This is a genomic window from Streptomyces sp. NPDC059906 (assembly GCF_042730645.1).
In the GTDB taxonomy this organism is placed as follows: Bacteria; Actinomycetota; Actinomycetes; order Streptomycetales; family Streptomycetaceae; genus Streptomyces; species Streptomyces rubrogriseus.
The window spans coordinates 79,871-93,659 of record NZ_JBHWKU010000031.1; the positions used below are offsets into that span (position 1 = coordinate 79,871).

Below are 13,789 nucleotides of genomic sequence, written 5' to 3' on the forward strand. Positions count from 1 at the left end.
CGGGCTACCGGGCCGCGGACACCGTCACGTCGGCGGCGCGCACGTACGCGACCCGGTGACCGTACTGGATCTCGTAGTACTGGTCCTTGCCCGTCACCACCCGGTGGGACGCCTCGTCGAAGGTGACCGCGTAGTAGTACTCGCCGGGCACCTTCTCACCGGCCACGTACTTCTGCCCCGCGGGCAGCGTGTACGGCAGGGGCGACACCGCCTGGGCGGGCACGTCCGCCGGATAGGCGGCCTTCTCCGGGTACGCGCGCCCGTACACCGGGACGTTCGCGAGGCCCTTCTTCGCAGTGATCACACGTCCCGAGGCGGGTACCGCGGCCGGGCTCTTCCGGGGATTGTGGAACCAGGCCTTCTGCCCCAGGTACCAGATGGCCGTCCAGTCGCCCCACCGGTCGGCCACCGCGTACTGCTGGCCCGTGGAGACCCGGGAGGACAGGTCGTTCACCCCGGTCGTGGGGGTGGTGCCGAGGCCGATGTCCTTGATCAGCGGCGCGTTCACGTCGTGGTCGGAGTACAGCCGGACCTCGCTGGAGCCGTGCGGCGCGCAGGGCTCGCCCGCCGTCTCGCAACCGGTGTAGCCGGGACGGTTGGCGTCGTAGTCGGGGCGGATCGTCACCACGGCGGACTTCTTGCCCGCGGTCGGCTGGAAGGGCCGGCCGAGCAGCTGGAAGTAGTGCCGCCAGTCCCAGTACGGGCCCGGGTCGGTGTGCATGCCAGGGATCGTCGCCGTCGTGGTGCCGGGCACGTTGTCGTGGCCGAGGACGTGCTGCCGGTCCAGCGGGATGTCGTACTTCTTCGCCAGGTACTTCACCAGCCGCGCCGACGACCGGTACATCGCCTCCGTGTACCAGGCGTCCGGCTCCGCCAGGAAACCCTCGTGCTCCAGACCGATCGACTTCGCGTTGACGTACCAGTTGCCCGCGTGCCAGGCGACGTCCTTCGCCTTCACGTGCTGGGCGATGTGGCCGTCGGTGGAGCGCAGCGTGTAGTTCCAGGACACATAGGTGGGGTCCTGGACCATGTTGAGGACCCCGTCCCAGGTCCCCTCCGTGTCGTGCACGACGATGTAGCGGATCCGCTGGGAGGCAGGCCGGGTGCCCAGGTCGTGGTTGCCGTAGTCGCCGTCGCCGAACTCCTCGTACGGGGCCGGGACCCACTCGCAGGACACCGACCTCGGGCACTCGGTACCGGCGGCGGAGGCGGCGCGCAGGCCCGCGCCGTCCAGCCGTGAGACGTCCGGCGCCACGCCGGGGCGGGCGGCCAGCGAGACCCGCTGGCCGGCGTCCGTGGTGCGCCGCTCACCCGTGCGGATGACCTCGTAGACGTCGTCCGCGTACGACGCCGCCGTCGCGGAGTCCTCCGCGCCGGAGAAACGGGCCACCGCCGCGTACCAGTCCGCCGGGTCCGCGCTCAGCGGCGCACCCAGGTCGCGCTGCGCGGCGGCGAGCAGCGCCGCACCGCCGGCCACGTTCGCGGCCGGGTCCGTGCGCAGCGCCTCGGGGCTCAGCCCGGTCAGCCCGGCGGCCCGCGGCAGCGTGGTCAGCCGGGCCGGCAGGCCGCCGGACGGCGCGGTGGCACCGCCGGTCGGGTGCAGCGCGGCGCGCGCGTCGTCGCCGCGCGGGTCCTCGGAGCCCCCGCCGTGGTGCGACGCCCCGGCCAGGGCCGTACGGGCGTCGGTGAGGTGCAGCGGGCCGTAGCCGCCGGTCACGCTCGGCGCGCCGCCGTGCGCGTCCCAGCGGGACTGGAGGTAGGAGACGCCGAGCAGAACGCTCTGCGGCACGTGGTACTCGGCCGCCGCGGTGGCGAACGCCCGCTGGAGGCGGTCCGGGGCGGGCGGCGCGTCCGTGGGCACGGCGGCCGACGGGGCCGCGCCGAGCAGCGGCAGCAGCAGTGCCGCGGTGGCCAGGGCGGGCACGACGGGGGATCCTCGCAAAACGGCCTCCTGTGACGGTCGGGCGTGGGGGGACGTGACGGACGTGCGGGGCCGGGCTGGGTCAGTCGTACCCGGCGGTCCGACGATCCGTCAATCATGCCGTCATGGCGATGATTTCCCACGTCAGCAAGGGGTTCGGGGGGTTTCGTGGCGACGGCCCGCCCGCCTGCGGGGCGTCAGTGGCGTACACCTGTGGTCCCTGCGCACACCCGGGCGCACGGACACGAAGAGCGCGGTGCGCCCCCTGTCGGAAGGGCACACCGCGCACCGTCGTCCTCTCGCGCCGTCCCGTCAGCGCGTGCCGACCGCCGCCCGCACGGCCCGCCGGGCCAGCTGGCAGTCGTCGTGCAACCGGCGCAGCAGCAGCCGCTGTTCCTCACCGGTCGGCGCGGCACCCGGATGGGCCGGTCCCGGCGCGGCCCCGACCGGATCGTGCATCGAACGCTGCACGGCCGTCTCGTACGTACGGATCTCCCTGGTCAGTACGAGCATCAGGTTCACCAGGAACGCGTCGCGTGCGGCCGTGCCCGTCGCCTGGGCGATCTGGCTGATCTGACGGCGGGCCACCGGAGCGTCCCCGAGGACCGCCCACAGCGTGGCCAGGTCGTAGCCCGGCAGGTACCAGCCCGCGTGCTCCCAGTCCACCAGCACCGGACCGGCCGGGGACATGAGGACGTTGGACAGCAGCGCGTCACCGTGACAGAACTGGCCCATGCCCTGGCGCCCGCCCGCGTGGGCGATGCCGTGCAGCAGCTTCTGCAGGTCGCCCAGGTCCCGGTCGGTGAGCAGCCCCAGTTCGTGGTAGCGGGAGATGCGGGCCGCGTAGTCCAGTGGGGCCTCGAAGGTGCCGGCCGGCGGCCGCCAGGCGTTCAGCCGGCAGACCGCTCCGATGGCCGCCCTGATGTCCGCCCGCGGCGGGGCCTCCAGGGGATGCCGCTGCAGCGCCGCCACCCTTCCGGGCATCCGCTCGATGACCAGCGTGCCGTTGTCCGGATCCGCCGCGATCAGTCTCGGCACCCGCACCGGAGGGCGCTGCCGGACGAACGAGCGGTATGCCCCTATCTCGTGCCGGCTGCGCTCCGCCCACGCGGGGGAGTGGTCCACTAAGCACTTGGCCACCGCCGTGCTCCGCCCGGTCGTTCCGACCAGGAGCACGGAGCGTCCGCTGCGCCGCAGCACCTGCACGGGGGAGAACTCCGGGCAGATCCGGTGCACGGCGGCGATCGCCGTGCGCAGTTGGGCCCCCTGGGGGCCGGACAGGTCGATTCTCCCGCTGAGCGGCTGGGTGCCGGGCCCCGCGCCGAGCCGCGCCCTGCCGGCCCCGAGCACCGGGGCCGCCGGACGCGCTGGGGCGAGATAGGGGCCGCCGCCCGCCGTCGGGCGGGGGTGCAGCGCGCGCTGCGGGGCGGACACGGAGGACGATGCTGCGTACATGGGCGAGACAGATCCCTTCGTGTGCCTGCTGTGCCTGTCTGAAGAGGGGTGCCGGTCCGGTCCAGTCCGTCGGTACCGGGGGCGGCACGTCTTCCGAAAGCCGTCGCGCCGCCCGACCGGCCGCCGGGGGCCACCCTGGGGAGTACCCCCGCGGCGACCGGGTCGGGGTGGCGCATTCCTACCTGACACCCGGCCGCCCGTGGCACACCATCTGGCGCACCCTGGCGAACGGTGGCGAATAGTCGCCCGGCAACCCGCACGGGGCTACTGTCAACTCAGCCGAGAACCTGGGGGCTTGTAGTGAGCAAAGAACCCAACACCCGTCTGTCGGACCTGTTCGGCCTGGCCGGCTGGTCCAAGGGCGAACTCGCGAGGCTGGTCAACCGGCAGGCGGCGGCCATGGGCCACCCGCAGCTGGCGACCGACACCTCGCGGGTGCGGCGGTGGATCGACATGGGAGAGATCCCGCGCGATCCGGTGCCGCGGGTGCTGGCGGCTCTGTTCACCGAGCGTCTCGGCCGTGTCGTGACCATCGAGGACCTCGGTCTGGTCCGGCACGGGCGTGCGGGGAAACGGCCACACGACGGGAGCGAAGAGCATCCCGACGGCGTGCCGTGGGCGCCCGAGCGGACTGCGGCGGTCCTCACCGAATTCACGGGAATGGACCTCATGCTCAACCGACGCGGCTTGGTGGGCGCGGGCGCCGCGCTCGCCGCGGGCTCCGCACTCAGCAGCGCCATGTACGACTGGCTGCACACCGACCCGGCCCTGGCGGCCGACGCCCCCGACCTCCACCGACCCCTGCACGCCGACCCCGCCGGGTTCGACCGCTACGAGGCCGCCCCCATCGGGTCGCAGGAAGTGGAGGAACTGGAGCGCTCGGTCGAGGTGTTCCGTGCCTGGGACGCCGCCCGGGGCGGCGGCCTCCAGCGCAAGGCCGTGGTGGGCCAGCTCAACGAGGTGGGCGGCATGCTCGCCTACCACCACCCACCCCATCTCCAGCGGCGCCTGTGGGGCGTCGCCGCCAACCTCGCCGTCCTCGCGGGCTGGATGTCGCACGACGTCGGCCTGGAACCGACCGCCCAGAAGTACTTCGTCATCGCCGCGCACGCCGCGCGCGAGGGCGGCGACCGGCCCCGGGCGGGCGAGGCCCTGTCCCGGGCGGCCCGCCAGATGGTGCACCTGGGCCGCCCCGACGAGGCCCTGGACCTCATGAAGCTCGCCCAGTCCGGCTCCGGCGAGCAGGTGCTGCCGCGCACCAAGGCCATGCTCTACACCATCGAGGCCTGGGCGCAGGCCTCCATGGGCAAGGGCCAGGCGATGCGCCGCACCCTGGGACGGGCCGAGGACCTCTTCGTCTCCGACAAGGCGGACGTGCCGCCCCCGGACTGGATGCAGACGTTCAAGGAGGAGGACCTGTACGGCATGCAGGCCCTCGCCTACCGGACGCTCGCCGAGTTCGAACCGGGAGCCGCCACGCACGCCCAGCACTACGCGGACAAGGCCCTGGCCCTCAGGATCGACGGCCGGCAGCGGTCGAAGATCTTCGACTACCTGTCCATGGCCTCCGCCTGCTTCATCGCCGACGACCCCGAACAGGCGGACCGGTACGCCCGCCTGGCCCTGGTGTCGATGGGCTCCAACTCCTCCCAGCGGACCTGGGACCGGCTGCGCCAGATGTACCGGCTCACCGCCGAGTACGCCGGATACCCGAAGATCCAGGAGTTGCGGGAGGAGATCAAGCTGGCGCTGCCCAAGGTCAAGTCACCCAGGGGGAAGGAGCCGGGGGGCACCGTCGCACCGGTGTAGGCGCGCCGCGCTCCGCGGACCTAGGGCGTCACCCGGGCCATCAGAACGCACGCGTCCTGACGACCCGGAAAGTCGTCCAGCTCCCGTGTCACCAGCCGTACACCGGCCCCGGCCGAATCCGCCGCGGTCAGGCGGGGGGCCAGGGTGAGGAGGTGCTCCACGGCCTCCAATTCGAGTGCCCCGGTGTGCAGGAGGAGCAGGTCGCCCGCTTCGAGGGTCGTCTCGGCCTGTCCCGACGTTCCGTCCTGCCCCGACGGTCCGTTCTGTCCGGACAGCGCACGCCCCGTTCCGCCGCGGAAGAGCAGCGGGACGGGGCCCGAGGCGTGCGCCCACGTCAGGGTGTGGGTGTCCGGCCGGTAGCCGCAGTACACGGCGCCGTCCACCGGCGGCAGGGCGGTGGCCCGGAGCAGTTCGGCGAGTCGGTCCCGCAGTCGTCCCGGCCGGGTGCCGGCCAGTGCCAGGCCGCGCAGGGCGCCGAGCAGCACCGCCGGGGCGTGCGCCTCGGCCTCCGGGCATCCGAAGTCGCCCACGGTGAGCAGGGTTTCGCCGTCGGAGCCGAGCGGACACGCGTCGTACCACCCGCCGTCCCGGGGCCGCCGGCCCGTCGCGGACGTCGGCGGGAGGTGCGCGGCGGCCAGGTCCAGGCCGGGCCGGCCCTCGTCCGGGAAGCGCAGGAGACCGTGCCAGGGCGGCGACGGCCGGTGCCGGAGCGAGTCACGGGTCTCGCTCACCGCCCGCTGGCTGCGGCGCAGTTCGCCGACGTCCCGCAGCACCGCCCACATCGACGCGGTGCTGCCGTCGGCGTCGAGGACGGGCTCGCCCATCATGTGCACGGTGCGTACGCCCCCGTCGGGGCGCACCACGCGGAACTCGCCGTCGATGGGCCGGCCGTCGACAAGGCAGTCCGTGACCATCGCGGTGAGCTTCGGGCGGTCCTCGGTGAGTACCAGGGACGGGAGTTCGTCGAGGCTGAGCGGGACGGACGCCGGGTCGCGGCCCAGGATGTGGAAGAGCTCCGCGGACCACTCGGCCTCGTCGGTCAGCAGGTTCCACTCCGCGCTGCCGACCCGGCTGAGCAGCGAACCGGCGCGCGGCGCGGGTGCCGGGCCGTCCCGGAGCTGAGCCAGATGCGCGTCGAGGTCGGTGAGTTGGTGCAGTGCCAGGTCGTACAGGGCGCGCTGCCAGCGCCCCCGGGGGTCCGTCGTGTCGTCCTGGCTGTCCCGCCGTACCGCGTCCACGTCGCCCCGCAGCCGCCGGGTCTGCGATATGAGCGCCTCGACCGAGCCCTGTCCCGGTGGCTGGGCGGCCGGGTGGTCCGCGGAGAGATGGGACGACATGACGCACTCCGATGTGCTGACGGTACGACCGAGGTGGAACCGGGTCCGGCGGAAGGACCGTTACGACTGTTGCACAGCCCGCCATGCCTCGTAAGGGATTCGGCAACACACGATACGGTGGTGCTTCCGGCATATGCCACAGTCTTCCCCGGGTGACTCGGGTACGTGTTCTGTGTTCCCCGGGTGCGGGGTAAGTCGTAGGCGTCCTACGGGACTTGAGGTGGAGGGGGCCCCGGAGGCGTCGTCGCCCTGGTGTTCGGTGGACCCTTGTTCTATGCCCGGTCGTGGAGGGCCGGGCGGGGTGCCATGTCGACGGGTGTGCGCGCGCCCGTGTCCAGCGCCCGCACCCCGGCCTCGGCGGCCGCGGCGGCCGCGTACCCGTCCCAGGTGCCCGGCCCGGTGACCAGGCCGCGGCGGGTGGCGTCGACCCAGCTCTGCACCTGGCGGTCGTAGGCGTCCGCGAACCGCACCAGGTAGTCCTGCGGCACCTCCTCCCGTGCGCCGCCCGCCGCGGTGACCAGCATGGTGTGCGCCGCGCCGATCCGGGCGCTGCCCGCCTCGCAGACGGCTTCGCAGCGCACCTCGTAGCCGAAGCCGCAGTTGACGAAGACCTCCACGTCCACCACGGCGCCGCCCTCGGTCTCGAAGAGCACGAGCTGCGGATCGAGCAGGCCCTCGGGCGCACCGGCCGAGGGGCGCGGACGCAGCACGGTCACCGCACTCAGCTCCTGGCCGAGCAGCCAGCGGGCCGCGTCGATCTCGTGCGAGACGGAGCTGTTGAGCAGCATCGCCGAGGTGAAGTGCGGGGGCGAGGAGACGTTGCGGTGCACGCAGTGCAGCATCAGCGGCCGGCCGAGGCGCCCGCCGTCCAGGAGGGACTTCAACTGCCGGTACTCGGCGTCGTACCGCCGCATGAACCCGATCTGCGCCAGCCTCCTGCCGAGGCGCGCCTCCGCCTCCACCACGCGCAGCGCGCCCGCGGAGTCCGGCACCATCGGCTTCTCGCACAGCACCGGCAGCCCCCGCGCGAAGGCGGCCAGCAGGGCCTCCTCGTGCGCCTCGCCCGGCGAGGCGATCAGGACGGCCTCGACACCCGGCGCGTCCAGCGCGGCCTCGACATCCGTGTGCGCCGTGATCCGGCCGGTCCCGCCGATCCCGCCCACGGCCTCCTTCGCCCGCTCGGCGTCGGGGTCCGCCACCGCGGCGACCCGGGCGCCGCTCACCACCCGGTCGACGCGTCGTATGTGGTCGGCACCCATGTGCCCCGCACCCAGGACCGCCACACCCAGAAGTTCACTCACGCCGCGCCCGCTCCTTCGCCGTCCGCCGCGCACCCGCGGGCAGCGGGTACGTGTACGGCGAACAGGGTTTCACGCGCGTCAAGAGGCAGGGGCGGGCCGGTCCGCGGGTACGGCGGCCGGCGTCAGTAGCGCAGCACCCCCGCGATGCCGTCCGCGTCCCCGAGCGCGCCGTCCGGCACGAAACGGACGTCGGCGCCGGTCTCCAGGCACTGTTCGACGATCTCGTCCACGATGTCCTCCCGGGCGTCGAGGTCGCCGTCGTGGGCCGGGAGCAGGTGCTCGCCGTCGTCGCGCATCGTCACCTTGAAGTTCTCCTCGACGGCCAGCAGCCGGACACGGCCCGTGTGGGCGCTCTCCCACAGCTCGTCGACCCCGGCCGCGAAGTCCTTGCGGCCGCGGGCCGCGTCCAGTTCCCTGGCCACCGCCTCGACCGACCCGCGCGCCTCGTTCTCGAGCACGGGCCGCACCGCCTGCCACACCGCCTCGGCGGTGCCGTGCGCGAGCCCGCCGTGCGGGACGAGCACCGCGTCGGAGGCGAGCGCGCCCGCCTCCTCGAACAGGGACAGGGCGGGCTCGGGGCCGGTGATGTACAGCGGCCGGGGGTGGGCGCGCAGGACCTTGCCCATCGCGGTGTCGGCGTCGCGCAGGAACTTGCGGGTGCCCTCGTCCCGGAAGGTGCTCGGCGCGTCGCCGATCCGCTCCTGGCGCTCGGGGTCGAAGTCCTCGGCGGGCCGGTCGAGCGGGAAGCCGCCGAGGTGTTCCTCCACGACGCGGCCCGCGCCGCCGCTCCACAGCTTGACGCGGTCGGCGGCGACCGACAGGACCCAGAACGGCCGCTCGGCCGCCTGCGCGGCGACGAGGTTGCGGGTCAGGAAGGTGTCCGAGAGGACAACGCGCTCGGGCACGGAACGGCTGAGCGTCCAGACCTGGTGCTCACCAGGGGCGGCGAAGATCGCCAGACCGTCCTCGGCGTACGTCAGGTCGATCTCGGCCAGCGCCCGGTCCAGCTCGCGGGACACCTCCGCGCGCCGGTCACGGCTGACCGCCGGATCCTCCTCCAGCTGTTTCTTGGCCGCGGCGACCGCGTTGCGCAGCCGGACCCGGTCCTGGGCGTTGTCCGGCTCGCGGCGGTGCGTCGGCGTCAGTACGGACACGGCCGGATACGGGCGGGGGCGCCGCAGTCCGGCGAGGGTGGCGGGACTCAGATCGTGCTCCATGTCAGCACGATATGCTCCACGGATATATAAGGCATATCGGGCGTTCGGAGTGGATCGCCGCCCGGCCCTGCCCGGCACCGCTCAGTCGGAGCCGGCGCCGCTGGACTCGGGACCGCAGGAGCTGCCGTCGGGCGGCAGGGAGCCGTACAGCAGGAAGTCGTCGACCTTGCGGTGCACGCACTTGGACGACGCGTAGCCGGTGTGCCCCTCGCCCCGGTTGTCCAGGACCACGGCGGAGGGGCCGAGCCGGTCCGCCGTCTCCGTCGTCCAGCGGTACGGCGTGGCCGGGTCGCCGCGGGTGCCGACCAGGAGCATCCTCGCGGTGTCGAGGTCCTTCACGTCGTCCCGGATGTAGTCCGTCCCCCTGGGCCGGCCGTAGCACATGAGCACCTGGGTGAGCCGGTACCGGCCGAAGACCGGCGAGACGTCCTCGTACCGGGCGCGCAGCCGGTCGAGGGACGCGGTGACCTGGGCGGCGGTGGGGCGGTCGGGGTCGTCGGCGCAGTTGATCGCCATCAGGGCGGCCGGAAGGTTGTCCATGGGGACGTCCTCCTCGTCGGTGAGGCCCGCGCCCTTGTCCCCGCGCACCGGGAAGGTGACGCCGCCCGACGAGAAGCCCTCCAGGCCGCGGGTGTCGCCGTCCTCGAGCAACTGCGCGAGTGCCCGTTCCAGCGAGGGCCACAACTCCCGGCTGTACAGGGCCTGGCCGATCGCGCCGACCATGTCCTGCCCGGTGAAGGGCTCGCCGAACGCCGACGGCACCGGGTCGGAGTCGAGGGAGGCGACGAGCCGCTCGACCTGGTCCCGGGCGTCCCGGGCGTCCTGGCCGAACGGGCAGGCGACGTCCTCGACGCACCAGTCGAGGAAGTTCTCCAGCGCGGTCTGCTGCCCCCGCGCCCCGGCCAGCCCCTGTTCGGCCAGCGGTTCCGTCAGCGTGTCCACGCCGTCCAGGACCATCCGGCCGACCTTGTCCGGGAAGCGCGCCGCGTAGACCGCCCCCAGTCGGGTCCCGTACGAGAAGCCCAGGTAGTTGAGCCGGTCGTCGCCGAGTGCCCGGCGCATCACGTCCATGTCGCGGGCCGCGTCGACCGTGCCTATGTGGGGCAGCACGGGGCCGGAGTACTTGGCGCACTCGGCCGCCGCGTCCCGCAGCCGTTCCAGCACGTCCTCGGTGTCGGTCATCCCCCCGTCCCCGTCCGTCGCCTCCATGATTTTCAGAGTGGCCGGTCCGCAGGAGACCGGGGAGGACCGGCCGACGCCGCGCGGGTCGAAGGTCACCACGTCGTAGCCGTTGGTGAGGTGCATGAACTCCTTGCCGCCCACCGCGAGTTCGTTGATGCCGGAGCCGCCGGGCCCGCCGAAGTTCAGCAGGACCGAGCCCCGCGAGTCGCCGGTCGCCCGGTACCGGGCCAGGGCCACGTCGAGGGTCCCGCCCCGGGGCCGCGCGTAGTCGAGGGGGACGGTGACCTTGCCGCACTGCAGGTCCTTCGGCATGTCCGTGCCCTCGCACGCCGTCCACTCGACCCGCTGGTCGTAGAACCGGGACAGGCCCGATCCGGCGTCCCGCGTGGTCGCGGTGGTCGCGGTGGTCGCGGTGGTCGCGGTGGTCGCGGTGGTCGCGGTGGTCGCGGTGGCCGCCGTGGCCGTGGTGGTCGCGCCGTTCGCGGCGGCCGGCAGTCCCGCACCCAGCAGGGCCAGGCCGAGCGCTCCGGTCACCGCGCAGCGCCGGACCGAGGGCCGAGTCTCCAGCTTGGCCTGCATCGATGCCTCCCGGGCGCCCCGTCGCGGACCGGTGGTCGACGCCCTCGCTCACCATAAGCGGGCCGCGCACCCGGCGCCTCCGGGCGGCATCGCACCAAACCGTGCGCCGCTTGTTCGATGAACCGCCCACTCGATGGGGTGAAAGACCGATAAGCCATAACTCGGATGGTGCGCCCGCGTTTTAGACGGTGCGGGCGACTGCCCGCGACCATGTCTGGAAGGCAGGGAGCCTCATGAGAAGGGTTACCCGAAACGGTGTGCTCGCCGTCGCCGCCTCAGGCGCGCTGGCCGTGACGATGCCGGCGTACGCGGCGTTCGCGTCCGACGGGGCGGGCGCCGAGGGATCCGCGGCCGGTTCGCCCGGGCTGATCTCCGGCAACACCGTCCAGCTCCCGGTGGACGTGCCGGTCGACGTGTGCGGCAACACCGTGAACGTGGTGGGGCTCCTCAACCCGGCCGCGGGCAACGGCTGCGCCAACACCGGCGAGCCGGGGGCGTCGCACCAGCGGGCGTCGCACCGGGCGGCGGGAGCCTCGGACGGCACGTCCGGCAGCGCGTCCGGGGCGACGTCCGGCGGCACGGCCGCCGAGGGAAGCGCAAAGGATTCGCCCGGCGTGCTCTCCGGCAACGGGGTGCAGCTGCCGGTGCACCTCCCGGTGAACGTCAGCGGCAACAGCGTCAACGTGGTCGGCATCGGCAACCCGGCCGTCGGCAACGAGTCTTCGAACGACTCCGGTGACCACCCGGAGCCGGTGGAGCCCCCGGCGGAGCCGGAGCCGTCCGCCCCGGAGGACGAGCGCGCCGGGCCCCGGCCGTCCCCGCATGCCGCCCCGCCCCGGGAAGAGGTGTCCCTCGCCCACACCGGGACGGACCGCGCCCTGCCCACCCTCGCGGGCGGCGCCGCGCTCGTGCTGGGCGGAACCGTCCTCTACCGGCGCTTCCGGACGGTCTCCGGGGACTGACCGCGCCGACCGGGGCACCCGCCGTCAGGACGGGTGCCCCGGCTCAGGCGCCTCCCGCGTGGAAGCGCCGGTGCAGGGCGTGGATCTCCCGGGTGAGCTGCGGCACCGGGCCCTCCACCGTCACGCCGGGCGCCACCTCCCGCACCGGGAGGGGCCGCACCGGCGGCGCCGGTACGCCCAACTCCTCCAGTCAGCCCACCAGTTGCTCCGAGGAGGCGACGTACACGATGCGTCCCAGGCCCACCCACGCGTGTGCGGCCGCGCACATCGGGCAGTGCTCGCCGGACGTGTACACGGTCGCCGCGGCCCGTTCCCCGGGAGTCAGACGGGCGGCGGACCAGCGCGCGAGCTCGAACTCCGGGTGACGGGTCCGGTCGCCGGAGGCCACCCGGTTGCGGTCCTCGGCCAGTACCGTGCCGTCCCCGCCCACCAGTACCGACCCGAACGGCTCGTCGCCGGCCTCCAGTGCCTCGGCCGCCAGCTCCACACAACGGCGCAGGTGTGGCAGTTCGGCGTCCTTCACGACCATGGCGTACCGCCCTCCTCGTGACGTGAACCTTCCCGGCCAGCCTATGTCGCCCCGGCCCGACCATCTTGCTATCCGCAATCGCTGGCGTTAGAGTCTCTAACAACAGCAAGTGTCCATAGCGATTCAAGGCAAGAGGAGCGCCATGTCCGCCGCCACCCCGCAGCCGCCCGCCCCGCACGTCGTCCTGGGATCCGGTCCCGCCGGTACCGCGCTCGCCCGTGAGCTGGTGCGCAGGGGGCACCCCGTCCGCCTGGTGGACCGCAGGGCCACCGGTCCCGCCGTCGAGGGTGTCGAGCGGATCCCCGCCGACGTGGGCACGGCCGACGGTGCCCGTGCCGCCATACGCGACGCGGCCGTCGTGTACCACTGCGTCAACGTCGCCTACCACCTCCAGGTGGAGGTGATGCCCCGGGTCCAGGAGGCGGTCCTGGCCGCCGTCGAGGAGAGCGGCGCCCGGCTGGTGGTCCTCGACACGCTCTACCCGTACGGCCGGACCGGGGGAGCGGTGATGACCGAGGACAGCCCCTGGAAGGCCACCAGCCGCAAGGGCCGGATGCGTGCCGAACTGGACGAGCGGTACCTCGCCGCGCACCGGTCCGGCCGGGCCCGCGTGGTCCTCGGCCGCAGTGCCGACTTCGTCGGGCCCGGCGTGCTCAACTCGTCCCTGGGCGCGGCCGTCTTCCCCGGCGCCCTCACCGGCGGGGACGTCGTGGCCATGGGGAACATCGATCTGCCGCACAGCTACACCTGCATCGAGGACGTGGCGGCCGCCCTGGCCACCCTCGGCGAGCGTCCCGACGGGGACGGCCGTGTCTGGCACCTGCCGACCGCGCCCGCCGTCAGCACGCGCGAGATCCACGCGCTGATCGAGAAGCGCGTGGGCCGCCCGCTGAACGTCGTGGTCGTGGAACGGCCCCGCCCCTTCGGCCCCTTCGACGAACAGTTCATGGCCGAGTACGAGGAGATGTTCTACCAGCACACGGAGGCGCAGATCATGGACTCCGGTGCCTTCGAGCGGTTCTTCGGGGCGGCTCCGACGCCGCTGGCGGACACCGTGGACGCGACCGTCACCTGGTACGAGGCGTGGCTCCGCAGCAGGTGACGGTCAGGCCCCTCAACGGCCCGGGCGCGACCGGGACCGGTCCAGCGCGGCCACGCCGACCGCGGCCAGGCCGATCTGGATGAGCCACTCGACCCAGTCGACGCCGTCCGTGTCGGCCACGTCGAACGCCGAGGCGACCCACGATCCGACGAGCGCGGCCACGATGCCGACGAGGATCGTCCACACGACGCCGATGCGCTGCCGGCCGGGCACGGCCAGCCGGCCCAGCACGCCGATGACGACACCGATGACGATGGCGCTGACAATGCCGTCGATCTCCATCTCCACCCCTCTCCGCCGAGACCCCCGCAGGATGCGTCTGCCCGCTGCGGGCGGGTGCAGTCCGACGGCGGTGGCACGGGCGAAGGGCCGGTCCCGCGGGTGCGGGACCGGCC

At 73.5% G+C, this 13,789-nt stretch carries 10 protein-coding genes and 1 pseudogene; 3 read left to right on the forward strand and 8 right to left on the reverse strand.

Translation table 11 applies throughout. The features are described 5' to 3' along the window. Positions 1-4: 4 nt before the first annotated feature. Together ACFV9J_RS33080 and ACFV9J_RS33085 are read right to left on the reverse strand one after the other, a co-directional pair. A complete protein-coding gene (locus tag ACFV9J_RS33080; RefSeq protein WP_385360471.1) occupies positions 5-1,924 on the reverse strand; it encodes an N-acetylmuramoyl-L-alanine amidase in 1,920 nt (639 codons plus the stop codon). A gap of 309 nt (positions 1,925-2,233) precedes the next feature. Then, positions 2,234-3,376: an aminoglycoside phosphotransferase family protein gene (locus ACFV9J_RS33085; RefSeq protein WP_385360473.1), complete on the reverse strand. Its 1,143-nt coding sequence runs from the start codon at positions 3,374-3,376 to the stop codon at positions 2,234-2,236. A 300-nt stretch (positions 3,377-3,676) separates the two neighbouring features. Here ACFV9J_RS33085 and ACFV9J_RS33090 point away from each other — a divergent pair, with 300 nt between their 5' ends. Beyond that, on the forward strand, positions 3,677-5,185 hold the full coding sequence (locus ACFV9J_RS33090; RefSeq protein ID WP_385360475.1) for a hypothetical protein: 1,509 nt from the start codon (positions 3,677-3,679) through the stop codon (positions 5,183-5,185). Positions 5,186-5,205: 20 nt separating this feature from the next. On the opposite strand, the gene ACFV9J_RS33095 is transcribed toward ACFV9J_RS33090, so the two are convergent. The 4 genes from ACFV9J_RS33095 to ACFV9J_RS33110 form a co-directional block, all read right to left on the reverse strand. After that, a complete protein-coding gene (locus ACFV9J_RS33095; protein ID WP_385360478.1) occupies positions 5,206-6,522 on the reverse strand; it encodes a PAS domain-containing protein in 1,317 nt (438 codons plus the stop codon). 272 nt (positions 6,523-6,794) lie between these two features. After that, positions 6,795-7,823, reverse strand: coding sequence for a Gfo/Idh/MocA family protein (locus ACFV9J_RS33100; protein ID WP_385360480.1), 1,029 nt, complete (start codon positions 7,821-7,823; stop codon positions 6,795-6,797). A gap of 122 nt (positions 7,824-7,945) precedes the next feature. After that, a complete protein-coding gene (locus ACFV9J_RS33105) occupies positions 7,946-9,040 on the reverse strand; it encodes a chemotaxis protein (RefSeq protein WP_385360483.1) in 1,095 nt (364 codons plus the stop codon). An 81-nt stretch (positions 9,041-9,121) separates the two neighbouring features. Then, positions 9,122-10,801 carry an alpha/beta hydrolase gene (locus tag ACFV9J_RS33110; RefSeq protein ID WP_385360486.1) on the reverse strand — a complete coding sequence of 560 codons (1,680 nt, stop codon included), beginning with the start codon at positions 10,799-10,801 and terminating at the stop codon, positions 9,122-9,124. Positions 10,802-11,034: 233 nt separating this feature from the next. Here ACFV9J_RS33110 and chpB point away from each other — a divergent pair, with 233 nt between their 5' ends. Next, the gene (chpB, locus tag ACFV9J_RS33115; protein WP_385360488.1) at positions 11,035-11,763 is read left to right on the forward strand and encodes an LAXTG-anchored chaplin ChpB; all 729 of its coding nucleotides are present in this window, start codon (positions 11,035-11,037) and stop codon (positions 11,761-11,763) included. Positions 11,764-11,806: 43 nt separating this feature from the next. On the opposite strand, the pseudogene ACFV9J_RS33120 reads toward chpB, so the two are convergent. Further along, a pseudogene (locus tag ACFV9J_RS33120) lies at positions 11,807-12,292 on the reverse strand (nucleoside deaminase). A gap of 142 nt (positions 12,293-12,434) precedes the next feature. On the opposite strand from ACFV9J_RS33120, the gene ACFV9J_RS33125 reads away from it, so the two are divergent. Continuing rightward, on the forward strand, positions 12,435-13,394 hold the full coding sequence (locus ACFV9J_RS33125; protein ID WP_385360490.1) for an SDR family oxidoreductase: 960 nt from the start codon (positions 12,435-12,437) through the stop codon (positions 13,392-13,394). A 12-nt stretch (positions 13,395-13,406) separates the two neighbouring features. Here ACFV9J_RS33125 and ACFV9J_RS33130 read toward each other — a convergent pair whose 3' ends face one another. Continuing rightward, a complete protein-coding gene (locus ACFV9J_RS33130) occupies positions 13,407-13,676 on the reverse strand; it encodes a GlsB/YeaQ/YmgE family stress response membrane protein (protein ID WP_385360499.1) in 270 nt (89 codons plus the stop codon). Positions 13,677-13,789: the final 113 nt, after the last annotated feature.